The following is a 24,454-nucleotide window of genomic DNA, read 5'->3' on the forward strand; positions in this document are numbered from 1 at the left end:
CATGACCCAGACGCACGCCCGTCCCGCGGATACCTATACGCCGACCTATTTCCTCGCCTCGCTGGGCGCGGGCGGCACGGCGGTATCCTTCTTCATGTATCTCTTCTTCTGGGTGCCGCATCCCGGCCAGCCCGTCCCGGTCTTCGAGGATATCGCGGCGGCCTGGGCAAACAGCGTGTTGCCGCAGCAGATCGCCATCGTGGTGGCGATGCTGGGGATCGCTGGGTTCGCCTTTCTCAACATCAAGTCGCTGATCTGGAACCTCCGGGCCTTCGCCGCCTTCCGCAAGACCGGGGCCTGGGAGGAGATGCGCCAGTCCAACAGCGAAAGCTCGGTGCTCGCCATGCCGCTGGCGCTCGCGATGAGCGTGAATGTCGCCTTCGTGCTGGGCATGGTCTTTGTGCCGGGGCTCTGGACGGTGGTGGAGTATCTCTTCCCTATGGCGATGGTCGCCTTCGCGCTGATCGGCGTTCTGGCCTTTCGCCAGCTCGGCGGTTTTCTGGGCCGGGTGCTGTCGAAGGGCGGTATCTTCGATGTGACCGCGCACAACTCCTTTGCGCAGCTGCTGCCGGCCTTCGCCATCTCGATGGTCGCCGTGGGCTTTGCCGCCCCCGCCGCGATGAGTACCAACCCGGTGACCGTCGGCACGGCGCTGGTGCTGTCGACCTTCCTCGGGGTGACCGCGATCCTCTACACGGTGCTGGCCGCCGCGACGGCACTGAATTCCATGCTGCATTACGGCACCGCGCGCGAGGCCGGGCCGACTCTGCTGATCATCGTGCCGATCGTGACGGTGCTGGGCATCATGTTCATGCGTCAGGATCACGGGATGCACGCGACTTTCGGCGTGGCGAGCGACCCGGCGGAGATGATGATCTTCCTCGCAAGGCTGCTTTCGGTGCAGGTGGTGTTCCTGCTGCTCGGTCTCACGGTGCTGCGCGCGCAGGGGTATTTCCGCGATTTCGTGCTGGGGCCGAAGATCTCGGCGGGCTCTTATGCGCTGGTCTGCCCGGCGGTGGCGCTGTCGGTGATGCTGCAATTCTTCATCAACAAGGGGCTGGTGGCCGCCGGTCTGATGGACAAGTTCGGCCTTTCCTACTGGCTGCTGACCGGCGTGGCGCTGGCGGCGCAGGCGGTGGCGATCTGGTTGGTGCTGCGGCTCAACAGGCAGCATTTCGCGCGCCCGCAAAAGCTTGCGGTGCCTGCCGAGTAACCTTGCGTCGTTTGGGCGAAACGCTCTCCCGGGGGCTGGATCTTTCGATCCGGCCCCTTTTTACTGCGCCTCGCTGATCACGTCACCGCGTCGCGGCGATGTGATGGAACCGACGGAGAAGCGGTCGGTTTTTTTCCTACAGGCAACAAGGAGTTTCCCATGACCCGGCATGACACGGACCCGGATTCGCCGCGCCCGCCCCTAAACGGCCCCGACTGGCGATGGATGCTGGTTCTTGGCGCGGTGCTGATCGTCGGCGGCGTGCTGGCCTTTCTCAACCCTTTCGCTGCCTCGCTGACCGTGGTGGCGCTCGCGGGGGGCGTGTTCATTCTTGGCGGGGTGCTTCAGCTCTGGATCGCGTTTCAATATGCCGGCCCGACCGCCGCACGGCTGGTCGCCGGTCTGCTGGGGCTGCTGGTGCTGGCCTTCGGCGTTGCGCTGATCGCCAACCCGCTGGCCGGGATCATCTCGCTAACCCTGCTGATTGCGGGCTTCTTCCTAGCTATGGGGGTGCTGCGCATCTGGCTGGGCTTTCACCTGCGCGACCGCACCGGCTGGGGCTGGCTGGTTGCCGCCGGGGCTGTGTCTGTGCTGCTGGGCCTGCTGATCGTGCTGGCCATGCCCGAAGCGGCCGCCGGTCTGCTGGGGCTGTTCCTCGGCGTGGATCTGCTGAGCTCCGGTGTCGGGATGACGGTGCTGGCGCTGCGGATGCGGTGAGAGCGGCGGTGGGCAGATTGCCCGCCCTGCCGGTCGCGGATCTCGGGAGCCGCGCCATCGCCGGCCCGTGGGTTGGCGACCTCAGCTCTGAACCTCTCGATTTATACCGGCCAAGTCCGAATGACCTCGACACGCTGCGTTGACGTCACCAAATCGCCAGCCCGGGGGGCGGGCCGGCGATGGCGCGGCGGCTTCGCCTTGTTCCGCGCCCGGGCACCGCTCAATTGTAGGGGGGCAACCTGCCCTCCGTAGCGCCTAGCCCTCCGCGATCTTGTGACGCCGCCGCACACTAGAGGGCCGCCCCGGCAGCGTAAGCGCCGCGTCGTTCCGTGCCTGTCGCGACACAACCTGTCCCTTGGAGATCACGCAAAGCCTATCGGGCCGCAGCCGCAGCGCCTCGATGGCCGAGCCCGCATCCAGCACCACCAGCGAGGCCAGCTTGCCCGGTGCCAGCCCGTAGTCGTCCAGATGCAGGATCTTCGCATTCTCCTCGGTCACCATGGTGAAACAGCGCTGCATCTCGTCGGGCGCGGTCATCTGCGCCACATGCAGCCCCATGAAGGCCACGTCCAGCATGTCCGCCGTGCCCAGCGAATACCACGGATCGCGCACGCAATCCTGCCCCCAGCCGACCGAGATACCATAGCTCCGCATCTCCTTCACCCGCGTCAGCCCGCGCCGCTTGGGATAGGTATCGTGACGGCCCTGAAGTGTGATGTTGATCAGCGGATTGGGGATCGCCGCCACCTGCGCCTCGGCCATCAGCGGCAGCAGCTTGGAGACGTAGTAATTGTCCATCGAATGCATCGAGGTCAGATGCGAGCCCGCCACCCGGCCCTGAAGCCCCAGCCGCTGCGTCTCATAGGTCAGCGTCTCGATATGGCGCGACAGCGGGTCGTCGGTCTCGTCGCAATGCAGATCGACCAGCAATCCCCGCTCGGCGGCGATCTCGCAAAGCTCGCGGACCGAGGCGGCGCCGTCGCTCATGGTGCGCTCGAAATGCGGGATGCCGCCCACCACATCGACGCCCATATCCAGCGCCCGCAGCGTGTTCGCCCTGGCCGTCGGGTCGCGGTAGAAGCCGTCCTGCGGGAAGGCCACCAGTTGCAGGTCGAGATAGGGTTTCACGACCTCCTTCACATGCAGCAGTGCCTCGACGCCTTTCAGCGCATCATCGCAGGTGTCCACATGGCTGCGCACCGCCAAGAGCCCCATGCTCACCGCCCAGTCGCAATAGGCGAGCGCGCGCTCCACCATCTCCTCGACCGTGGCGATCTGCTTCAGCTCGCCCCAGAGCGCGATGCCCTCCAGCAGCGTGCCGGAGCCGTTGATGCGCGGCGTGCCGTAGCTCAGCGTCGCGTCCATGTGGAAATGCGGATCGACGAAGGGCGGCGAGACCAGATCGCCCGTGGCGTCGATCACCGTGCCCGCCTCGGCGCCGGTCAGGTCGCCCATGGCGGCGATCCGGTCGCCGGTGATGCCGATATCCTTGACGGTGCCGTCGGGCAGGGTGCCGCCTGTCACGAGGATGTCGAAGCTGGCCATCAGCGGTCTCCGCGGTTGAAGGGGGTCATGAGGGCTGCGGGCACCTCGGCCCGGCGCGACATTAGGATAAGCGCCAGAATGGAGAGAAGATAGGGGATCATCAGGAACACCTGATAGGGCACGATCTGCCCCAGCCCGGTCTGTTGCAGCCGCACCTGAAGCGCATCGAACCCGGCGAAAAGCAGCGCGCCCAGCAGCGCCTTGCCCGGCTTCCAGGCGCCGAAGACCACCAGCGCGATACAGATCCAGCCGCGCCCGTTCACCATTTCGAAGAAGAAGCTCGAAAAGGCCGACATGGTGAGAAACGCTCCGCCCACGGCCATCAGCCCCGAGCCGACGATCACCGCCCCCATGCGCAGCGCCGCGACCGACAGCCCCTGCGCCTCGACCGCCTGCGGGTTCTCTCCGGCGGCGCGCAGGGCGAGGCCCAGCGGCGTGCGGTAGAGCACCAGTGCGGTGAGCGCGACGCAGGCAAAGCCCGCCCAGCTCAGCGCGGTCTGGGAAAACAGCGCCTCGCCCAGCCAGGGCAGATCGGAAAGGCCGGGGATGTGCAGCGGCTGAAAGGGCTCGATGCGCGGCGGGTTGGTGACCTCTGGCAGCGCCAGGCGATAGGCGTAATAGGCCGAGGCGGTGGCCAGCATGGTGATTCCCAGCCCCACCACATGCTGCGAGAGCCCGAAGGGCACCGTCAGCAGTGCATGCACCGCGCCGAACCCCATCCCCGCCAGCATCGCCACCGCGACGCCCGCCCAGAGCCCGCCACCCGCATAGACCGTGACCCAGCCAGCGAAGGCGCCAAAGACCATGATACCCTCGATCCCGAGGTTCAGCACGCCGGCGCGCTCGCAGATCAGCTCTCCCATGGTGGCAAAGATCAGCGGCGCGGCGATGCGCAGCACGGCGGCCCAGAAACTGGCCGAGATCAGGATATCGGCAAGCTCGCTCATCCCCTCACCACCCGGAATCGCGTGAGCAGGATCGCCAGCACCATGAAGAGCAGGGCGGCGGCGAGCAGGATATCGGCGATATAGGTCGGCACCTCGGCGGCGCGTGACATGCTGTCGGCGCCGACAAAGATCCCCGCGACGAAGAGCGCCGAGACCACCACGCCCAGCGGGTGCAGCAGCGCCAACATGGCAACGATGATGCCGGTATAGCCGAAACCGGGCGAGAGATCGGAGGTCAGGTTGCCCTTGAGCCCCGCCACCTCCGAGAACCCCGCCAGCGCCGCCAGCCCGCCCGAGATGAGCGCGGTCTTCACCAGCACCCGGCCCACCGGGATGCCGGCAAAGCGTGCCGCCTGCGGGTTCAGCCCCACGGCGCGGATCTCGTAGCCCAGCGTGGTGCGGGTCTGGATCAGCCAGACGCCCGCGGCACAGATCAGCGCCAGCGCAAAGCCCCAGTGCAGCCGCAGCCCCTCGACAATGCGCGGCAGCCGCGCGTCGCGGGGCAGGGCGGGGGATTTCGGCCAGCCCATGCCCATCGGGTCTTTCAGCGGGCCTTCGAGCAGGTAGGAGATGAAGAGCGCCATGATGAAATTCAGCAGCAGCGTGGTCACCACTTCGTCGACGCCGAGCCTTGTCTTGAGTAGAACGGGGCCGAGCAGCGTCAGCGCCCCCGCGAGGACCGCCGCCAGCGCCATGAGCGGGAGCGCCAGCGGGCCGGGCAGGCCAAGCTGCGTGCCGATCAACACGGTGACCAGCGCGCCGGCATAGAGCTGCGCCTCTGCGCCGATATTCCAGAGCCTGGCGCGGAAGGCGACCGCCACGGCGAGCCCGGTGAAAATCAGCGGCGTGGCGCGGTTGAGCGTCTCCAGCGTGGCGAATTTCGAGCCCACGGCGCCCTTGACGATGAGCCCGAAGGTGGCGAGCGGATTGGCTCCGGCCAGCGCGGCGAGCAAGGCCGCGACCAGCACGGTGGCGGCGATGGCGAGCGCCGGCAGGCCCAGCGTGCGGGCATGAGAGGGCGCGGCGATCGGTTCAAGCCGCATGTGCGGTCTCCGGCATGGCGCGACAGAGGCGACAAGCAGCACCAGCCCCGGACCTGATCCGGGGCCTCCACCTCAGCCCTTCTTGTCCCGCGCTGGCGGAGAGCGTGAGGCCCCGGATCAGGTCCGGGGCGGGAGCAAAACACTCACGCCGCATCGGCAAACCCCTGTCCGGCCATCCATTGGCCCAGCTCGGCGGCGCTCTTTTCGCCCCGCGCGAATTCCGGCGACAGCCGCCCGTCCGAGATCACCCGGATCACATCCGACAGCGCCAGGATCTCGTCCAGATCCTCCGAGATCAGCAGCACCGCCGCCCCCGCATCCCGCGCCGCGATAAGCTGCGCCTGCACATAGGTCACCGCGCCGATATCCAGACCCCGCACCGGCTGGTTGGCGAGGACAATCCTTGGCCCGGCCTCCAGCACCCGCCCGAGGATCAGCTTTTGCATATTGCCCCCCGAGAGCAGCCGGATCCGCGCCTCGGGTCCCGGGCAGCGGATGTCGTATTTCGCGATGATCTCCTGCGCCGCGCCGCGCGCAGCGCGCCAGTTCATCCAGCCGCGCCGTGCGGCGGGCGGCTGGGCATAGCTTTCCAGCACCGCGTTCTCGGTCAGGGTGAAATCGGCGATGGTGCCGGTCTTGTGCCGGTCCTCCGGGATGCGCCCGATGCGCGCCGCCAGCGCCGCGCGCGGGCTCCAGCGTGTCACCTCCGCGCCGCTCACCAGCAGCCGCCCGTCCTCGGGCGTCTCCAGCCCCGAGATCAGATCGGCCAGCGCCCCCTGCCCGTTGCCCGACACCCCCGCGAGGCCCATTATCTGCCCCGCCTTCAGCTCCAGATCCACGCCCCGCAGCCCCGGCCGGTTGCCGCGCGGCGGCGTTGTGACCCGCTCCAGCGTCATCAGAACATCGCCGGGTCGTGCCTGCGTCGGCTCCGGCGTGGCGATCTCGGCGCCCACCATCAGCGTCGCAAGCGCGTGGCGGTCGGTATCGCGCGTCGCCACCTCGCCCACCAGCCGCCCGTGCCGCAGAACCAGCACGCGCGACGAGATCGCCATGACCTCGTGCAGCTTGTGCGAGATGAAGATCACCGACAGCCCCTGCGCCACCATCTTCCGCAGCGTCTCGAAAAGCGCCTCGGCCTCCTGCGGCGTCAGCACCGCCGTCGGCTCGTCGAGGATGAGAATCCGCGCCTCGCGATAGAGCGCCTTGAGGATCTCCACCCGCTGCCGCTCGCCCACCGACAGTGTGCCGACCCGCGCGTCAGGATCGACCGCCAGCCCGAAATCCGCCGCCAGCCGCGCCACCCTTTGCCGCACCGCGCCACGACCAAGGCCGAGCTTCCACAGCGGTTCGGTGCCGAGCTGGATGTTCTCCAGCACCGTCATATTGTCGGCCAGGGTGAAATGCTGATGCACCATGCCCACACCCGCCGCCAGCGCCGCGCCGGGCTGGCCCGGCGGCAGCGGCGCGCCGAACACCTCGACCGTGCCCGCATCTGCGGTGTAATGGCCGAAAAGGATGTTCATCAGCGTGGTCTTCCCGGCGCCGTTCTCGCCCAAAAGCGCCACGACCTCGCCCTTGCCCAGCGAGAACCCGATATCGTCGTTGGCGACAAGCGGACCAAAGCGCTTGGTGATGCCGGAAAGGCGCAGGACGGTCTCGCCCCGCGCCGGGGACTCTGCCGTCATCAGGAAGAGCTGGGCTCGCTGTCGTCGATCTCGACCTCGAACTCGCCGGCCTTGATCGCGGCCTCCTTCTCGGCCACCAGATCCAGCGCCTCCTGCGGCACCTTGCCCTCGAAGGTCCCGAGCGGCGCCAGCGAACAGCCGCCTTCCTTCATGAAGCTGTAGAGCCCGTAATTCTCGGCCTCGAAACTGCCCTCGGCGATCTTCACCAGTGCCGCCTGAAGCGTCGGCTCGAAATGCCAGATCGCCGAGGCGACCACGGTGTCCGGATAATCCGCCTGCGTGTCGATCACATTGCCGATGGCGAGGATGCCCTTCTCCTGCGCCGCGTCCGACACCCCGAACCGTTCGGCATAAAGCAGATCGGCGCCGTTCTCGATCATCGCAAAGGCGGTTTCCTTGGCCTTGGGCGGGTCGAACCACGAGCCGATAAAGCTCACCTGGAATTCCGCGTCGGGCTTCACCTCTTTCACGCCGGCCATGAAGGCATGCATCAGCCGGTTGACCTCTGGAATCGGGAAGCCGCCGACCATGCCGATATTGCCGGTCTCGGTCATCGCGCCTGCGATGATGCCCGAGAGATAAGAGGCATCCTGGATGTAATTGTCGAAGACCGCGAGGTTGGGATAGGCCGGGTCCGGCATGAAGGAAGAGCCCAGCAAGAAGGCGGTGTCGGGATAATCCAGCACCACCTCGCGCGCCTCCTGCTCGACACCGAAGATCTCGCCGACGATCAGCTTCACGCCGCTCTCGGCATATTCGCGCATGACGCGGGGGTAATCGGTGTTCGCGGTGTTCTCGCTGAACGTATAGGTGATCTGCCCCTCCGCCTTGGCGGCCTCGGCGGCCTTGTGGATCCGGCTCACCCATTGTTGCTCGACGGGCACCGTATAGATGCCGGCGACCGAGATCGGCTCCTGCGCAAAAAGCCGCGCGGGCAGAAAGCCGCCCCCGGTCGCGGCGGCGAGCCCGGCGGAGCCCATCAGCATCCGTCGGCGGGTGAGATGGGCGAGAAGCGAGCGTCTGTCGGTCATGTGAGCGGTATCCCCTGTTGGCGTGTGGTTAATTTTTGACCAAACGGTAAGGGAAGCGGCGCCATCCGCAAAGAAAGAAACGCATCCGCCCGCGTTTTGCGCCCATCGCGCAGGCAGGGCCGGGCGCGGCGCCCAAAAACCGGGCGCCCGCCCCTTCATCTTTCTTCAAATACTCGAAAAAATCCGGCCTCAGCCAAGCGCGTGCCGCCAGGAGGCGGAATAGGCGCCGGTCACACGATGTTCGAGCTGCCGCTCGATATCGCCGAGCAGGCTGGAGGCGCCGAAGCGGAAGAGATCGGGCCGCAGCCAGCGGTCCCCCAGCTCTTCCTTGATCAGCGCCAGATAATTCAGCGAATCCTTGGCCTTGGAGATCCCGCCCGCCGGCTTGTAGCCGACACGATAGCCCGTCGCCTCGTAATAGTCGCGGATCGCCCGGATCATCACGAGGCTCACCGGCAGCGTGGCGTTGACGCTTTCCTTGCCGGTCGAGGTCTTGATGAAATCGGCGCCGGCCATCATGCAGACCAGCGAGGCGCGCGCGACGTTCTGCAACGTGCCGAGCTCGCCGGTGGCGAGGATCGCCTTCACATGCGCCTCGCCGCAGGCGGCGCGGAACTGCCGCATCTCGTCATAAAGCCCCTGCCAGTCGCCGGTCAGCACCAGCCGCCGGGAAATCACGATGTCGATCTCGCGCGCGCCGGCCTTCACGCTCTCGCCGATCTCGGCAAGCCGCAGCGGGAAGGGCGACAGCCCCGCCGGAAAGCCGGTGGAGACGGCGGCCACCGGGATGCCGGAGCCGTCCAGCGCCGCCACCGCTGGGGCGATCATGTCGTGATAGACGCAGACCGCGCCCACGGTCAGATCCGGCAGCCCCAGCGCGTCGAGCAGATCGGCGCGCACCGGCCGTTTCGCCTTGGCGCAGAGCCGCGCGACGCGGCCCGGCGTGTCGTCGCCCGAGAGCGTCGTCAGGTCGATGCAGGAGATCGCGCGGGCCAGCCAGGCGGCCTGGAAGTCCTTCTTGACGCTGCGCCGTCCGGGCAGGGTCGCGGCGCGGCGCTCGATGGCCGAGCGGTTGGCGCGGGCGCGCAGCACCCAGTCCATGTCGAGCGCCATGCCGGGATTGCGCGGCTCCATGGCCTGCGGCAGATGGGTGACGCTGCGGGGCGCTTCGGTGGTCTCGGCCATATCGTATCCTCCGGAAAAGACGGTGGCACTTCCCCCGCCCGCAGGCAAGAGAGGCCGTCGCGGCATCAGCGGATGCGGTTGGAGATCCAGCGCAGCAGCGGGTTCTTCTGCGGGCGCAGAAGCTCCAGATGCAGAATGCGCGGGCGCGGCGCATCCGACCAGATCAGCTCCGAGGCCTCGAAGACGCGCTTGTTGAACTGCGGCGGGAAGACGTAGAAATCCACATCCGAGCGCCACAGCACCTCACGGAAAGACGGCTGGTCGATGCCCATTCCGCTCGCCGCGAATGTCTCGGCCCAGTCGCGGAAGAACGCCTGTACGCGCTCGGTCTTGCGATAGAGCAGCACGCCGGTGTTGATCTCGGGGAAGGTCTCGGGCAGGTCGAGCGCGATCTTTTTCAGATGTCGGGGCCGGTGCCAGAGGATCACCTGCGCGCCGCACATCTCGTATTTGCGCAGCAGATCGAAGAGCGAGGCCAGATCCGCCCGCACGATGGTGTCGTTGTCGAGAAACAGCGTCTCGTCATAGGGGCTGTCGCCCAGCACGTTCACCTTGGGCCGTTTCAGCCCCTCGGGGATGTAGAACGCCTGATCGAAGCCGCTGGTATCGTCGCCCTCTTTGCACCAGATCGCGGTGCCGAGCGCCGGGTTCGAGCGTTTGACGCTGGCCGCCGAGCGCCGTGCCACCTCCACATGGTCGCGGCCCCAGGCCACATAGACCACCCCGCGCGATGTCTGCGCCATCTCGTCACCCTCCATTGCAGTGTCCGGCATACGCGCGCCGCCTCCGCCTGTAAATCGCGGTGGGCCGTCTTCTCTTTCCAAATACGCATGCTGCGGCATCGGTCGCAGGCCAGGGCTGTCCGAGCGGCGCTCTTGCAGAGCACGGCCCAAGGCCGTGCCACGGCGCTGCGCACCGGAAAGGGCGTATTTTCAAAGAGAAGAAGGCAGGGGCGTGGCGCCGGTATCCAGCCATCGGGATACCGGCGAGGGGGATCAGATCCCCGATTTCACGATCGCCTCGGCGAGGATCGGCACGGAGCTCTTGTTGAGTCCGGCGATGTTCAGCCGCGAGTCGCCGACCATGTAGATGCCGTGATCGCGGCGCAGCGTCTCGACCTGCTCGGGCGAGGCGCCGAGCCGCGAGAACATGCCGCGATGCTGCGCGATGAAGCCGAAGCGATCCGAGCCCGACAGCCGTTGCAGCTCGGCGGCGAGCTGCTCGCGCAGGCCCAGCATCGAGTTGCGCACCTCTTCCAGCTCTGCCGCCCAGTCGGCGCGCAGCGCCGGGTCGGTCAGCACCATGGTCACCAGCCGCGCGCCGTAATCGGGCGGGAAGGAATAGTTCTGCCGGTTGAGATAGTTCAGCGTGCCCTGGTTGAGCTTCTGCGCGCCGGCATCGTTGCTGACCGCCATCAAGAGGCCGGTGCGTTCGCGGTAGATGCCGAAATTCTTCGAGCAGCTCGCCGCGATCAGGCATTCCGGCACCGAAGATGCCACGAGACGGACGCCGGCGGCATCCTCTTCCAGCCCGTCGCCAAAGCCCTGATAGGCGATGTCGATCATCGGAGTGGCGCCGGTCTTGAGCAGCAGATCAACCACCGCCTGCCATTGCGACAGGTTGAGGTTGGCGCCGGTGGGGTTGTGGCAGCAGCCATGCAGCAGCACCACATCGCCTTTGCCCGCCTGCGCGAGATCGGCCATCATGCCGTCGAAATCCACCGCCCGCGTCTCGTTGTCGAAATAGCGGTAGGGGGTGAAGGGGATGCCCATATGCTTGAGGATCGACAGGTGGTTGGGCCAGGTCGGATCCGAGACATAGACCTTGCCCGAGGGGCTCGCCATGCGGACCAGATCGAAGGCCTGACGCACCGCGCCGGTGCCACCCGGGGTCGCGGCGGCGGCCACGTTGGCGCGCGGCACCGCATCGCCCAGCACCAGCGCGATCATCGCGTCGGAAAAGCCGGGATCGCCGGCGAGGCCGGTATAGGCTTTCGTGGTCTCGGCCTCCCAGAGCTGCTTTTCCGCCGTCTTGACGGCGCGCATGATCGGGGTGTTGCCGCTGGCATCCTTGTAGACGCCGACGCCAAGGTCGATCTTCTGCTCGCGCGGATCCTCGCGGTAGAGCTGCATCAGGGCCAGAATTTTGTCGGCAGGTTGCTCTTTGAGGTTCTCGAACATCAGTCCTCTCCGGTGGCGACGGGCAGGGTGGGGAACTGCCCCCACTCGCTCCACGACCCGTCATACAGGGAATGGTCGGTCTTGCCCATGCGGGTCAGGGCAAGGTTGAGCACGGCGGCGGTCACGCCCGACCCGCAGGAGGTGATCGCCGGTTTCGACAGATCGACCCCCGCCGCCTCGAAGACCGCGCGCAGACCCTCGGGGTCTTTCAGCGTGCCGTCGGCATTCATCAGCGTCTGGAAGGGCACGTTCCTGGCGCCGGGAATATGGCCCGAGCGCAGACCCGGGCGCGGCTCGGCCACTTCGCCGCGAAAGCGCTCGGCGGCGCGGGCGTCGATGATCTCGGTATCGCGCAGCTTGGCGGCGGAGGAGACCTGCGTCACGTCCTTCACCATCTGGTTTTGGCGGCGCACGGTCATGTGGCGGTCGCGGATCACCGGCGGCAGATCCTCGGTCTCGCGGCCCTCGGCCTGCCATTTCGGCAGCCCGCCGTCGAGCACGGCGATATCGTTCTGCCCCATCAGCTTGAACAGCCACCAGACCCGCGCGGCGGAATAGATGCCCTGGCTGTCATACACCACGATCTGATGGCCGTCGCCGACGCCGAGTGCCCGCATGCGCGACATGAACTTCTCGACCGGCGGCACCATATGCGGCAGCTCGGAGCGGTGGTCGCTCACATCGTCGATGTCGAAGAACCGCGCACCGGGAATATGCGCCGCGTCGTATTCCGCCCTGGCGTTGCGGTCGGAGCCCGGCAGGAACATGCTCGCATCGAGAACGCGCAGGTCGGGGTCCTTGAGATGCCTGGCGAGCCAGTCGGTCGACACCAGAAGCTTGGGATCGTCGTGGGACATGAGGTCTTCCCCGGGCAGTCACTATCCGCCCGTCTCTAGTCCGCATGGGGCCGCAAGACAAGGGCGCGTCGGGGAAGGCGCGGGACTCAGCCGCGTTCCTTGAGCAGGCGCTGCTTCTGGCGGTTCCAGTCGCGTTTCGCCTCGGTCTCGCGCTTGTCGACGGTCTTCTTGCCCTTGGCGATGCCGACCTTCAGCTTGGCGATGCCCTTGTGGTTGAAATAGAGCACCAGCGGCACGACGGTCATGCCCTTGCGCTGGGTCTCGTTCCACAGCCGCGCCAGCTCTTTCTTTGACACCAGAAGCTTGCGGCGGCGGCGCTCCTCATGGCCGAACATGGCGCGCTCGTAGGGGGCGATATAGCTGTTGACCAGCCACAGCTCGCCATTCTCCACCGCCGCATAGCTTTCGGCGATATTGGCGGTGTTCTCGCGCAGCGATTTCACCTCGGACCCGCTGAGCACGATGCCGCATTCGAGATCGTCCTCGATTGCGTAATCGAAACGCGCGCGCCGGTTCTCGGCGATCACCTTGTAATTCGGGTCTGTCTTCGGTTTGGCCATTGCGTGCATGTAATCGCTGACAGCCCGCCTGTCCATAACGGGCGGGCCGCGTCCGGGCGTGATATTTGTGCCCGGCAGGCCGCGAAACCCGGTGGCTCAGACCAATTCGGCCATATACAGCGGCCGCCGTTCGCGTTAGGAGAGCGCTTTCCCACCTGTCCGGTGACAGCAAAGCGGTGCGAGGCGCCGCGGACAGGCCCCACGCAGATCGGTTTCCAGATGATCCAGACCCTCTCCGATGCGCTCGCCGAGCGCGGTTACGACACGTTGACGCCCGTACAGGAGGCGGTGACCAAGCCCGAGCTGCAAGAGGCCGATCTGCTGGTCTCGGCGCAGACCGGCTCCGGCAAGACCGTGGGCTTCGGCCTCGCCATCGCCGCCACGCTTCTGGGCGATGCCGAGACGCTCGGCCCGGCGGCGGCACCGCTGGCGCTGATCGTGGCGCCGACCCGCGAGCTGGCCTTTCAGGTAAGCCGCGAGCTGGGCTGGCTCTACGCCAAGACCGGCGCGCGCGTGGTCTCCTGCGTCGGCGGCATGGATATGCGCGACGAGCGCCGGGCGCTGGAGCGCGGCGCGCATATCGTCGTCGGCACGCCGGGGCGGCTCAGCGATCACATCCGGCGCGGCTCGCTCGACATGACCGGACTGCGCGCGGTGGTGCTGGACGAGGCGGACGAGATGCTCGATCTTGGCTTCCGCGAGGATCTGGAATTCATGCTGGGCGAGGCGCCGGTAGAGCGCCGCACGCTGCTGTTCTCGGCCACCGTGCCGCCGATGATCGCCACCCTTGCGCAGCAATATCAGCGCGACGCCGTGCGCGTGACGACGCTGACCGACAAGGGCCAGCACGCGGATATCTCCTATCAGGCGCTGCGCGTGGCGCAGCAGGACGTGGAAAACGCCATCATCAACGTGCTGCGCTTTCACGAGGCGCAGAACGCCATCGTTTTCGCTAACACAAGGGCGACGGTGAATCGGCTGACCGCGCGTTTCGCCAATCGCGGCTTTGCGGTGGTCTGCCTCTCGGGCGAGCTGAGCCAGACCGAGCGCAGCCACGCGCTTCAGGCGATGCGCGACGGGCGGGCGCGGGTCTGCGTCGCCACCGACGTCGCCGCGCGCGGCATCGACCTGCCGAATCTGGAGCTGGTGATCCATGCGGAGCTGCCGAGCAATGCCGAGACGCTGCTGCACCGGTCGGGTCGGACGGGCCGCGCCGGGCGCAAGGGGATCTCGGCGCTGGTGGTGCCGCCGAAATCGGTGAAAAAGGCCGAGCGGCTGCTGAAATTCGCCAAGCTTCAGGCCGAGTGGACGACCGCCCCCGGCGCCGACGAGATCCTGCGCCGCGACGAAGAGCGGCTGCTCGCCGATCCTGCCTGGAGCGAGGCGCCGAGCGAGACCGAGGCCGCCTTTGCGGAGCGTCTGCTTGCGGAGCAGTCGCCCGAGGCGGTCGCGGCGGCCTATCTGCGGCTTTTCCGGTCGCGGCATTCGGCGCCCGAGGATCTGTCTTCGCCCGATGCCCGTCCGGAGCGCAAGGAGCGCGCGCCCTTCGGGCCGAGTACCTGGTTCTCGCTCTCGGTGGGCCGCAACGACCGCGCCGAGGCGCGCTGGTTGCTGCCGCTGCTGCTGCGCGCCGGTCAGATCGACAAGGCCGCCATCGGCGCGATCCGGGTGCAGGATCGCGAGACCTTCGTGGAGATCGCCGAGGCCAGCGCCGGGCGGTTTGCCGATGCGCTGGGCGAGGGCGGCACGCTGGAGGACGGCGTGACCGCGCAGCGGCTGGAGGGCGTGCCGTCGTTCGGGCGCCCCGCGGCGCCGAGTGCCGGGCCCCGCCGCCCCGCCGGCCCGCGGCCAAAGCGCGACAGGGACGAGGCTGCGCCTGCAACTGAGCGTCCGAAACCGCAGCACAAGCCCGCGCCGCAGCCCGCCGAGACCCGCGCCGAGCCGAAACCGCCGCGCGCGGCGCCGGCAGACCGGTCCGGGAAAGGGCCGGCCAAGGAATACGCTCCGAGGGACAAGGCGGGATCGCAGACCCCGAGGGACAAAGACCGCAAGCCCCATGGCGGAGACCGCAAACCCTATGCGGGGAAACCGTCGGGGAAGAGCGGCGGCAAACCGTTCGGTGGCGGCAAACCCAAAGCCGGCGCCGGCGCGCCTTCCGGTGGCGGCAAGGGCGGCGGAAAGCCCGCGAGCCGGGTGAAGGCCTCGAACCCGTCAGAACGCTTTACGCCTCCGGGCAAGGCCGCAAAGCCGCGCACTGGCAGCAAGCGTGGTGCCGGTGGGATGCAACCGCCGAAGCGGCGGAAGCCCTGACGGCGCGCAGAGGTCTTGACCGGTAACGTCTGAGCGTTTCCCTAGGCGCGGAATCAAGGCGCACCGCGCCGCCGCGCCATCGCCGGCCCGTTCGGGCGGGCTGGCGATTTGGTGACATCAGCGTAACGTGTCGAGATCCTTCGGACTTGGCCAGGATAAAGTAAGAGGTTCAGAGGTCAGATCGCCACCCCACGGGCCGGCGATGGCGCGGCTACCCGACCGTGGCGCGTAAGGTGGGCAATTTGCCCACCGTTCCGGCACCCTAACTCCCCCGATAGGTCGAATACCCATAGGCCGAGAGCAGCAGCGGCACATGGTAATGCGCCTCCGGATCCGAGATGCCAAAGCGCAGCGGGATCTGGTCGAGAAACAGCGGCTCCACCCCCGCCTGGGCACTGGCGCGCAGATAGTCGCCGGCAAAGAACACCAGCTCATAGGTGCCGGGCGCGAATTTCTCCTTCGGCAGGATCGGCGTGTCGGTGCGCCCGTCCTCGTTGGTCTCGGTCTCGGCGATCTTGCGATGAGAATTGCCCGAGAGCCGGTAAAGCGCGATCTTCACGCCCTTGGCGGGCACCCCGCGTGCGGTGTCGAGCACATGGGTCGTCAGGTAGCCCTCGGCCATTTCTCTTGCTCCTTTTTTCGGCGACGCTAATAAAAGCGGCAATTCTGCGCGCGGACTGCCGCCCTTTGCGGTTCCGTCCCGACTAGAGCGCGATTATCCGAAGATGACAACGACCCAAGGCAGGAGCGGCCCCATGCAGCGTTATCCCCGCAACATGATCGGATACGGGGCGGACCGCCCGGATGCGCAATGGCCCGGCGGCGCGAAGATCGCGGTGCAGTTCGTGCTGAATTACGAAGAGGGCGGCGAGAACAACATCCTGCACGGCGATGCCGCCTCCGAGGCGTTCCTGTCGGATATTCCCGGCGCCGCGCAATGGCCCGGCCAGCGGCACTGGAACATGGAATCAATCTATGAATACGGCGCCCGCGCCGGGTTCTGGCGGCTGCACCGGCTTTTCACCGGGCGCGATGTGCCGCTGACGATCTACGGCGTCGCCACCGCGCTGGCGCGCAATCCCGAGCAGGTCGAGGCGATGAAGGATGCCGGCTGGGAGATCGCCAGCCACGGGCTGAAATGGGTCGAGCACAAGGACATGCCCGAGGACGAGGAGCGCGCCGCCATCGCCGAGGCGATCCGCCTGCACACGGAGGTGGTGGGCGAGGCGCCGCGCGGCTGGTACACCGGGCGCTGCTCGGACAACACCGTGCGGCTCGCCGCCGAAACCGGGCAATTCGCCTATGTCTCCGACACCTATGACGACGATCTGCCCTATTGGCTGGAGCTGGACGGGCGCCAGCAGCTCATCATTCCCTATACGCTGGAGGCCAACGACATGCGCTTCTCGGTCAGCCCCGGCTGGATCGAGGGCGAGCAGTTCTTTACCTATCTGAAGGACAGCTTCGATACGCTCTATGCCGAAGGGGCAGAGGGCAAGGCGGCAATGATGTCCGTGGGGCTGCATAACCGTCTGATCGGGCGGCCCGGCAAGATCGCCGGGCTGACACGCTTTCTCGACTATATCGCCGGGTTCGAGGGGGTGTGGACGCCGCGCCGCATCGACATCGCGGACCACTGGGCCCGCGTGCATCCCGCCCCGGCCGCCGTGCCGGGGCCTCGCCCCTCGCAGATGGACCGGGAAAGCTTCGTGCAGGCCTTCGGCGAGATCGTCGAACATTCGCCCTGGGTCGCCGACCGCGCCTGGGATCTGGAACTCGGCCCCGCGCATGACCGCCCGGCGGGGCTTGCCAATGCGCTGGCGCGGGTGCTGCGCAGCGCCTCGCCTGACGAGCGCATGGGCGTGCTCAAAGCCCACCCCGACCTTGCGGGCAAGCTCGCGGCAGCGAAGCAGCTGACCGAGGACAGCAGCGCCGAGCAGGCCAGCGCCGGGCTCGATGCGCTGACCGACGCGGAACGCGCCCGCTTTACCGAACTCAATACCACGTATATGGAGAAGCACGGATTTCCCTTCATCATTGCCGTGCGCGATCACGACAAGGCCAGTATCCTGAGCGCGTTCGAGCGCCGCATTGCCAATGATACCGACACGGAATTCGCCGAGGCCTGCCGCCAGGTCGAACGCATTGCGCGCCTGCGGCTGGACCAGATCCTGACATAACCTGGCGCGGACCGGTCGCGCTGCAACAAGAGGCCAAGAATGCCGTCCATCGAATCCCTGAACCCCGATCTGCCGCTCTTTGCCCGCGCGGGCATCAACCTCGCCTCCGAGGGGCTGGGCGCGCAGGCGCTTTATGCCACCAACGATTTCTTCGCCCCGGTCGCGCGGATGCTCTCGGACAAGGATCCGGTCTTCATCGACGGCAAGTTCGACGATCACGGCAAGTGGATGGATGGCTGGGAAAGCCAGCGGCGGCGCGACGGCGGCCATGACTATGCGGTGATCAAGCTGGCCGCGGCCGGGCGCATCCTGGGCTTCGATGTCGACACCGCGCATTTCACCGGCAATTACGCCCCCGCCTGTCAGGTCGAGGCGGCGGTGCTGGCCCCGGGCGAGATGCCCGACGACAAGACCCGCTGGGTGAATATCCTGCCCTACAAGCCGCTGGGCCCCTCGGCGCATCACTGGTTCCGCTGCGAAAGCTATGAACGCTGGACCCATCTGCGGCTGCATATCTATCCCGACGGCGGCGTGGCGCGGCTGCGGGTCTATGGCGTGCCCGAGCTCGACGACGCCAATGCAAGCGGCAATATCGACCTTGCCTCGGCGCTGAACGGTGGCCGCGTGCTGGCGCTGTCGGATGCGCATTACGGCGATTACCGCCGCATTCTGGCACCGGGCCGGGGCATCGACATGGGCGACGGATGGGAGACGCGGCGGCGCCGCGAGCCGGGCTATGACTGGATGATCATCGCACTGGGCGCGCGCGGGCGGATCGAACGGGCGGTGATCGACACTGCCCATTTCAAGGGCAATTACCCCGACAGTGTCTCGATGCGCGCGGCGGATATGCAGAATTTCGGCGACGGGCTGACCGACGCGCTTATAACGGACTCCATGTTCTGGAAAGAGCTTATGCCTCGCCGGAAAGTCGGCCCCGATGCCGAGCACGAGTTCAAGGACGAGATTTGCGACATTGGCCCGGTCACCCATGTGCGGCTCAACATCCACCCCGATGGCGGGGTGAGCCGGTTGCGGCTGTTCGGCAAGGCCGAGTGATGCGCCGGATCGCGGCAGAGCCCCTGACCGCAGAGGGTTTTGCGCCCTTCGGCGATGTGCTGGAGGTCGCGGGGGCGCCGGACAAGATCATCAATCAGGGACTTTGCGGGCGTCATCATGACCGTGCGGCGCTCGATTTCGGGCCGGGCGGGCGTGCCGGTATCAGCCTTTTCGATGCCGAGCCGCGCAGCCTGCCCTACAGGCTCGAGATGGTCGAGCGGCACCCCGACGGCAGCCAGGCGTTTCTGCCGATGCACGAGCATCCCTGGCTGGTGATCGTGGCGGAACCCGGCCCTGTGCCGGGCGCGATCCGCGCTTTTCTCGCGGCGCCCGGGCAGGGCATCAACTTTCATCGCGGCACATGGCACGGGGTGCTGACCCCGCTGCATGCGCCGGGGCGTTTCGCGGTGGTCGACCGGATCGGCGACAGCGCGAATCTCGAAGAGCACTGGTTGGAGGAGCCGGTACTCGTCACCGGCCCGGACTAGGGCCACCTCCTCCCGCGAAAGCCCGCAAAGAGGCCGCGGAGACTCCATGGACAGGGAGACAAGACCATGACCGACAAAGCCGCGCTGGGCACGCCCGCGCAACTGGCCGACCCCAACTACACCCCGCCCATCGCCAAGGCGATCCCGCTGGGCATCCAGCACGTTCTGGCGATGTTCGTCTCGAACGTGACGCCCGCGATCATCGTGGCGGGTGCGGCGGGGTTCGGCTTCGGCTCGAACAGCCCGGATTTTCCGGAACTGCTCTATCTCATCCAGATGTCGATGCTGTTTGCCGGCATAGCGACGCTGATCCAGACCATCGGCTTCGGCCCGGCGGGCGCGCGGCTGCCCATCGTGCAGGGCACGTCCTTTGCTTTCATCCCGATCATGATCCCGCTGGTGGCCGGGCAGGGCGTGGAGGCGCTGGCGGCGCTCTTTGGCGGCATCGTCATCGGCGGTATCTTCCACGCCTCGCTGGGCACCATCATCGGCAAGATCCGCTTTGCGCTGCCGCCGCTGGTGACCGGGCTCGTGGTCACGATGATCGGTCTGGCGCTGGTCAAGGTCGGCATCGAATACGCCGCCGGCGGCGTGCCCGCCAAGGCGAGCGGCAGCCCGAGCTATGGCGGGCTGGCGAGCTGGTCCACCGCGCTGGTCGTGGTCTTTGTCACGCTGGGGATCAAGTTCTTCACCCGTGGCCTGCTGTCGATCTCGGCGGTGCTGATCGGCATCCTCGTGGGCTATGTCTATTCGCTGATGATCGGTCTGCTGACCGTCGACGCCATCGTCGGCAGCTGGCAGCGCTCGGCGGCCTTTGCCCTGCCGGTCCCGTTCAAATACGGTTTCGACATCTCGGTCGCGGCCATCGTCGGGTTCTGCCTCATGGCCTTTGTCTCGGCGGTCGAGACCGTGGGCGACGTCTCGGGCATCACCAAGGGCGGCGCAGGGCGCGAGGCCACCGACAAGGAAATCTCCGGCGCCACCTATGCGGACGGGATCGGCTCTGCCGTGGCGGGGCTCTTTGGCGGCTTTCCCAATACCTCGTTCAGCCAGAATGTCGGCCTCATCGCCATGACCGGCGTCATGAGCCGCCATGTGGTGACCATCGGCGCGATCTTCCTGATCATCTGCGGGCTGGTGCCCAAGGTCGGCGGGGTGATCCGCACCGTGCCCATCGAGGTGCTGGGCGGCGGCGTGATCGTGATGTTCGGCATGGTCGTGGCCTCGGGCATGTCGATGCTGTCGGACGTGAAATGGGACAAGCGCAACATGGTGATCTTTGCCGTGGCGCTCTCGGTGGGGCTGGGGCTTCAGCTCGAAGTGCTGAACGTGGCGCCCGGTGCGCCGAACGCGCTTCAGCACCTGCCCGATACGCTGCGCATCCTCGGCGCCTCGGGCATCCTGCCCGCCGCGCTGATCGCGATCATCCTGAACCTGGTGCTGCCGGTGCCGCTCTCGGACGACTCGACCGAGGAAATCACCGGCGGATTATCGGGACAAGGCACCCCCGGCGAGTAAAGGGCCGGTTTATCAAACGGAATGAAGAGCGGCCTCTCCCGGGCCGCTCTTTTCTTCTGGCGCACGCGGGTCTGCCTCGGTCCCCGCGCGCGCCGCGGCAGGCGGTGGACGGGACCTGCCGCCACCTGCCGGCCTGCCTCACGCCGGGTCAGTCGCGATAACGATGACGATCGTCGCGCCCGCCGAACCGGTCACCGCCATGGCGCCGGTGACCGAAATCGTAGCCTGCCTTGCTCAGGCACTGCGCCATATAGGCCTTGCGCTTCTCACCCCGGATACGGAATTCGATCTCGCAGCGTTCCGGCAGGCGATTGGCCTTTATGCCATTCTGCTTGAGGCAGTGCTTGCTCACGATCTGGCGCACACGCCCGAGATTGACGTTCTGCACGCACTGTCCCGGCAGCAGGTTCCGGCCATGGTTCTGCCGGGACGGCGCCGTCCGATGCCCTTGCCAGCGGTCCTCCCGGTCACGGTGCCAGGCGGCCGGGGGATAGCCGTTGGAGCGCGGCGGCCAGGTCTGATGGACGCGGACAGCATTGCTATCGTTGCCATTGCTTGCCTGGCTGATGGCACTGCCGATCACGGCGAGGGTCGCGGCGGTGCCGATCAGGCGGGCGAGGTCTTTTTCGTCAGCGCGTGCCGGTGCGGCGGCAAAGGCCGTCACGGCGAGCGACGCGGACAGAACGGCGGCGATGAATCTGCGGGACATGGAGGTCTCCTCTCTGGGCAGTGTCGTTTCGGAGCGGCGCCGCCTGTTCGGCAGGCGCCCTGTTTCGACCCTCGCCCGGGGCGCCGAAATCGGGCAATAACGCCCCGCTGTTATCCGATATCAGGCGGCCCCGGCCTGCTCTGCTATTGAATTGCCACCCGGCTCAGCGCAGGTTTGCCGCCATGAAACGCATCCTCGCCCCCCTCCTTCTCGCACTTGCCATGCCCGTCGCGGCGCAGGCCGAGTGCTATGTGGAATACAAGGCCAAGCAGGACAGCCCGCTGCGCCTGCATTACGGCATCGCCCGGCTGCCGGGCGGCGACTGTCCGCCGAAAGGTGCCGCCGCGGAGGCGCTTCGCGGCCGGCTGGCGCAAGGGGGCTGGACCTTGCTCAACGTGGTTGGCATGTCCGGTTCCGAACCCGGAGACAAGAAAAAGGCCAATGCCGGTGAGTTTTACCTCCGCTACTGACGCCCGTCGGGTGGGCACGCGGCTTGTGACCGTCGGAATCGCGGCCATCGTGGCGCTGCTGGCCGGCGCGGGCGCGCTGCTCATGTTGACCCTGCCCGATGCCAACGCCTTCAACGCACGGGTCGAGCGGCTGTTCATCGAAAACGACGATCTCACCGGTCAGGCCGAGGTCAAGCTGCTGGAGATCCTCGCGCAGTCGGGTACCGCCTTTTCCGACACGCTGGCCAGCTATCGCATGGTGATCTTCGTGCTGCTGGTCTTTGCCACCGCGATGCTGGTGGCGGCGCTGGTGTTTCTGGTGATGCTGGGGGTGTTCAACCGCCGCATGGCGCAGATCGAGCGCTCGGGCATCCAGGTCAGCTCGCTGATCATCTCGCGCGAGGAAAATACTGTCTATCTTAACACCATGGGCTTCAAGCTGACCGAGGCGATGATCGAGACGCTGGCGGTGCTGGCCGAGGCGCGGATGGATGACGACATGCTCTCGGGCGCGCAGATCGAGGCGATGATCTCGGGGCGCGATGCGTCGGATTGCGAGGAGGCGGCGGGCGCCACGCGGATCAAGCGGCTGCGCGACGGGCTCGGCAACCAGATGGTGAGCGAGCTTCTGGTCAAGAATATCGCCCGGCGCGGCTATATGCTGGCCATCGACAAGGACGTGATCGAGGTTCTCTGAGAGGCCCGCATATCGGCGATGTGCCGCGCGCCTGCCCGAGCGCAGTTGAATCCGGTGCCGATTGGATGCAAAGAGGCTCTCGGATTCCCCTCATTTTCCGGATAGCATTACGCCCATGGCCAAGCTTTACCACGTGCCGCTCTCTCCCTTTTGCCGCAAGGTGCGGCTCAGCCTCGCCGAGAAGAAGATCGAATGCGAGCTGGTCGAGGAGCGTTACTGGGAGAAAGACGCGGATTTCCTGCGCCGCAACCCGGCGGCCAAGGTGCCGGTGCTGAAGATGGACGGCAAGACCATGGCCGAGAGCAGCGCCATCTGCGAATGGATCGAGGAGAAATATCCCGAGCCTGCGCTGATGCCGCGCTCCGCCGATGCGCGGCTCGAGGTGCGCCGGCTGGTGTGCTGGTTCGACGACAAGTTCCATCACGAGGTGACGTCGAAGCTGCTTTACGAGCGGGTCAACAAGAAGATCATGAAGCAGGGTTTTCCGGACAGCGGCAACGTGAAATCCGGCGCCAAGGCGATCAAGTATCACCTCGATTACATGGCCTGGCTGCTGGATCACCGGCGCTGGCTGGCGGGCGATGTGATGACGCTGGCGGATTTTGCCGCCGCGGCGCATCTGTCGTCGCTCGATTATATCTCGGATGTGGACTGGAACCGCAGCCAGACGGTCAAGGACTGGTACGCCAAGATCAAGTCGCGCCCGGCCTTCCGCAATATCCTGGCGGACCAGATCCCCGGCTTCCCGCCGCCGGCGCATTATGCCGATCTGGATTTCTGACACGGCGGGACGGGTGTCAAAACCTCTGGCGCCGCGCGCGCCGTGGCGTTGCGAATGAGTATTTGCCGGAAAGATGAAAGGGGGGCGCCTTGACGCTGAAGGCGCGTCTGATCTCGGAAGCGCAGGAGGTGGGCTTTGCCGCCTGCCGGATCTGCCGGCCCGGCGACGTGCCGCAGGCGGCGAGCCGGCTCGCTGCGTTCCTGGAGGCGGGCTATCACGGGCAGATGGGCTGGATGGCCGAGCGCACCGGTTGGCGCGGCGATCCGCAGGCGCTCTGGCCCGAGGCGCGCTCGGTGATCATGCTGGCGGAGAATTACGGGCCCGAGGCCGACCCGCTGGCGGTGCTGGAGGCGCGCGACCGGGCGGCGATCTCGGTCTATGCGCAGAACCGCGATTACCACGATGTGGTGAAGAAGAAGCTCAAGCGGCTGGGGCGCTGGCTGCTGGCGGAGGCGGAGCGGGGCGGGGGGAAAGACCTTGGCGGGGTGCTGCTCTCGTCGGCGGAGCCGACTGCCGCGCACGCGGCGGCAAAGCCGCCGGAAATAAAAGTCTTCGTCGATACCGCCCCGGTGATGGAAAAGCCGCTGGGGCAGGCGGCGGGGCTGGGCTGGCAGGGCAAGCATACCAATCTGGTCAGTCGCGAGATCGGCTCGTGGTTCTTTCTCGGTGCGATCTTCACCACGCTGGAGCTGCCGCCCGACGGTGCCGAGCGCGATCATTGCGGCTCCTGCCGCGCCTGTCTCGACGCCTGCCCGACCGATGCCTTCCCTGCGCCCTACAAGCTCGACGCGCGGCGCTGCATTTCCTATCTCACCATCGAGCACAAGGGCCCGGTGGACGAGGCGCTGCGTCCGCTGCTCGGCAACCGGATCTACGGCTGCGACGATTGTCTCGCCGTCTGCCCCTGGAACAAGTTCGCCCGCACCGCGCATGAGGTGAAGTATCACGCGCGCCCCGACTTGCAGGCGCCGCAGCTCGCAGAGCTGGCCGGGCTCGACGATGCGGCGTTCCGGGCGCTGTTTTCCGGCTCGCCGATCAAGCGCATCGGGCGCGACCGGTTTCTGCGCAATGTCTGCTATGCCATCGGCAATTCCGGCGATGCGGCGCTTTTGCCCGCGGCGCAGGCGCTTTGCGAGGATCCCGACGAGACGCTGCGCGACGCGGCGCGCTGGGCGGTGGCGCGGCTGTCATGAGAAAGGGGCGCTCCGCCGGGTTAAGCGAAGCGCCCCACGAGGGTCTTGGTCGTACCATCGAAGAGGAAAACTCTTCTTTCAAGACGTGGGGCCCGCCGGGCCGACCC

General features: G+C 66.9%; 23 protein-coding genes. 11 read left to right on the forward strand and 12 right to left on the reverse strand.

Features of this window, described 5'->3' with window-relative positions; translation table 11 throughout:
- The first annotated feature begins 1 nt into the window (after position 1).
- Positions 2–1,213 (forward strand): TsoY family (seleno)protein, encoded by a 1,212-nt coding sequence (locus tag Ga0080574_RS13580; protein WP_076700067.1) that lies wholly within the window; start codon positions 2–4, stop codon positions 1,211–1,213.
- A gap of 159 nt (positions 1,214–1,372) precedes the next feature.
- Positions 1,373–1,930: an HdeD family acid-resistance protein gene (locus Ga0080574_RS13585; protein ID WP_076700070.1), complete on the forward strand. Its 558-nt coding sequence runs from the start codon at positions 1,373–1,375 to the stop codon at positions 1,928–1,930.
- Between the two features lie 255 nt (positions 1,931–2,185).
- On the opposite strand, the gene Ga0080574_RS13590 is transcribed toward Ga0080574_RS13585, so the two are convergent.
- The 10 genes from Ga0080574_RS13590 to smpB form a co-directional block, all read right to left on the reverse strand.
- Positions 2,186–3,475 (reverse strand): amidohydrolase family protein, encoded by a 1,290-nt coding sequence (locus Ga0080574_RS13590; protein ID WP_076700073.1) that lies wholly within the window; start codon positions 3,473–3,475, stop codon positions 2,186–2,188.
- On the reverse strand, positions 3,475–4,422 hold the full coding sequence (locus tag Ga0080574_RS13595) for an ABC transporter permease (RefSeq protein ID WP_076700076.1): 948 nt from the start codon (positions 4,420–4,422) through the stop codon (positions 3,475–3,477). The genes Ga0080574_RS13590 and Ga0080574_RS13595 overlap by 1 nt, the downstream gene beginning before the upstream one ends.
- Positions 4,419–5,465 (reverse strand): ABC transporter permease, encoded by a 1,047-nt coding sequence (locus Ga0080574_RS13600; RefSeq protein WP_076700079.1) that lies wholly within the window; start codon positions 5,463–5,465, stop codon positions 4,419–4,421. The genes Ga0080574_RS13595 and Ga0080574_RS13600 overlap by 4 nt, the downstream gene beginning before the upstream one ends.
- Before the next feature lie 143 nt (positions 5,466–5,608).
- On the reverse strand, positions 5,609–7,150 hold the full coding sequence (locus Ga0080574_RS13605) for an ABC transporter ATP-binding protein (protein WP_076700082.1): 1,542 nt from the start codon (positions 7,148–7,150) through the stop codon (positions 5,609–5,611).
- Positions 7,150–8,181 carry a BMP family protein gene (locus Ga0080574_RS13610; RefSeq protein ID WP_076700085.1) on the reverse strand — a complete coding sequence of 344 codons (1,032 nt, stop codon included), beginning with the start codon at positions 8,179–8,181 and terminating at the stop codon, positions 7,150–7,152. The genes Ga0080574_RS13605 and Ga0080574_RS13610 overlap by 1 nt, the downstream gene beginning before the upstream one ends.
- Before the next feature lie 189 nt (positions 8,182–8,370).
- Positions 8,371–9,366: a deoxyribose-phosphate aldolase gene (gene deoC / locus Ga0080574_RS13615; protein ID WP_076700088.1), complete on the reverse strand. Its 996-nt coding sequence runs from the start codon at positions 9,364–9,366 to the stop codon at positions 8,371–8,373.
- 65 nt (positions 9,367–9,431) lie between these two features.
- The gene (locus tag Ga0080574_RS13620) at positions 9,432–10,139 is read right to left on the reverse strand and encodes a glycosyltransferase family protein (protein ID WP_237219382.1); all 708 of its coding nucleotides are present in this window, start codon (positions 10,137–10,139) and stop codon (positions 9,432–9,434) included.
- 222 nt (positions 10,140–10,361) lie between these two features.
- Positions 10,362–11,546 carry an amino acid aminotransferase gene (locus Ga0080574_RS13625; protein ID WP_076700094.1) on the reverse strand — a complete coding sequence of 395 codons (1,185 nt, stop codon included), beginning with the start codon at positions 11,544–11,546 and terminating at the stop codon, positions 10,362–10,364.
- Complete coding sequence (sseA, locus tag Ga0080574_RS13630) at positions 11,546–12,403, reverse strand: 3-mercaptopyruvate sulfurtransferase (RefSeq protein WP_076700098.1); 858 nt, start codon at positions 12,401–12,403, stop codon at positions 11,546–11,548. Before sseA ends, Ga0080574_RS13625 begins: the two co-directional genes overlap by 1 nt.
- Positions 12,404–12,489: 86 nt before the next feature.
- On the reverse strand, positions 12,490–12,963 hold the full coding sequence (gene smpB / locus Ga0080574_RS13635; protein WP_076700101.1) for an SsrA-binding protein SmpB: 474 nt from the start codon (positions 12,961–12,963) through the stop codon (positions 12,490–12,492).
- 219 nt (positions 12,964–13,182) lie between these two features.
- On the opposite strand from smpB, the gene Ga0080574_RS13640 reads away from it, so the two are divergent.
- Entirely contained in the window at positions 13,183–15,273 is a 2,091-nt protein-coding gene (locus Ga0080574_RS13640; RefSeq protein WP_076700104.1) for a DEAD/DEAH box helicase, read from the forward strand.
- A gap of 262 nt (positions 15,274–15,535) precedes the next feature.
- On the opposite strand, the gene uraH is transcribed toward Ga0080574_RS13640, so the two are convergent.
- Complete coding sequence (gene uraH / locus Ga0080574_RS13645; protein ID WP_076700107.1) at positions 15,536–15,895, reverse strand: hydroxyisourate hydrolase; 360 nt, start codon at positions 15,893–15,895, stop codon at positions 15,536–15,538.
- Positions 15,896–16,028: 133 nt separating this feature from the next.
- On the opposite strand from uraH, the gene puuE reads away from it, so the two are divergent.
- The 4 genes from puuE (at position 16,029) to Ga0080574_RS13665 (ending at position 20,518) form a co-directional block, all read left to right on the forward strand.
- Complete coding sequence (gene puuE, locus Ga0080574_RS13650; RefSeq protein WP_076700109.1) at positions 16,029–17,453, forward strand: allantoinase PuuE; 1,425 nt, start codon at positions 16,029–16,031, stop codon at positions 17,451–17,453.
- A gap of 39 nt (positions 17,454–17,492) precedes the next feature.
- Positions 17,493–18,512 (forward strand): allantoicase, encoded by a 1,020-nt coding sequence (alc, locus tag Ga0080574_RS13655; protein WP_076700110.1) that lies wholly within the window; start codon positions 17,493–17,495, stop codon positions 18,510–18,512.
- Entirely contained in the window at positions 18,512–19,000 is a 489-nt protein-coding gene (locus tag Ga0080574_RS13660) for an ureidoglycolate lyase (protein ID WP_076700111.1), read from the forward strand. Before alc ends, Ga0080574_RS13660 begins: the two co-directional genes overlap by 1 nt.
- Positions 19,001–19,066: 66 nt before the next feature.
- Entirely contained in the window at positions 19,067–20,518 is a 1,452-nt protein-coding gene (locus Ga0080574_RS13665) for a uracil-xanthine permease family protein (protein ID WP_076700112.1), read from the forward strand.
- A 148-nt stretch (positions 20,519–20,666) separates the two neighbouring features.
- Here the strand turns inward: Ga0080574_RS13665 and Ga0080574_RS13670 are convergent, their stop codons facing one another.
- Positions 20,667–21,227, reverse strand: coding sequence for a hypothetical protein (locus tag Ga0080574_RS13670; protein WP_076700113.1), 561 nt, complete (start codon positions 21,225–21,227; stop codon positions 20,667–20,669).
- 182 nt (positions 21,228–21,409) lie between these two features.
- Here Ga0080574_RS13670 and Ga0080574_RS13675 point away from each other — a divergent pair, with 182 nt between their 5' ends.
- The 4 genes from Ga0080574_RS13675 (at position 21,410) to queG (ending at position 24,347) form a co-directional block, all read left to right on the forward strand.
- Positions 21,410–21,697, forward strand: a complete 288-nt coding sequence (locus Ga0080574_RS13675) for a hypothetical protein (protein ID WP_076705972.1) — start codon at positions 21,410–21,412, stop codon at positions 21,695–21,697.
- 82 nt (positions 21,698–21,779) lie between these two features.
- Positions 21,780–22,373: a winged helix-turn-helix domain-containing protein gene (locus Ga0080574_RS13680; RefSeq protein ID WP_380658892.1), complete on the forward strand. Its 594-nt coding sequence runs from the start codon at positions 21,780–21,782 to the stop codon at positions 22,371–22,373.
- A gap of 115 nt (positions 22,374–22,488) precedes the next feature.
- On the forward strand, positions 22,489–23,154 hold the full coding sequence (gene fzlA / locus Ga0080574_RS13685) for an FtsZ-binding protein FzlA (protein ID WP_076700117.1): 666 nt from the start codon (positions 22,489–22,491) through the stop codon (positions 23,152–23,154).
- An 89-nt stretch (positions 23,155–23,243) separates the two neighbouring features.
- Positions 23,244–24,347 carry a tRNA epoxyqueuosine(34) reductase QueG gene (gene queG, locus Ga0080574_RS13690; protein WP_076700120.1) on the forward strand — a complete coding sequence of 368 codons (1,104 nt, stop codon included), beginning with the start codon at positions 23,244–23,246 and terminating at the stop codon, positions 24,345–24,347.
- Positions 24,348–24,454: the final 107 nt, after the last annotated feature.

Source organism: Salipiger abyssi, from assembly GCF_001975705.1.
Lineage (GTDB): Bacteria > Pseudomonadota > Alphaproteobacteria > Rhodobacterales > Rhodobacteraceae > Salipiger > Salipiger abyssi.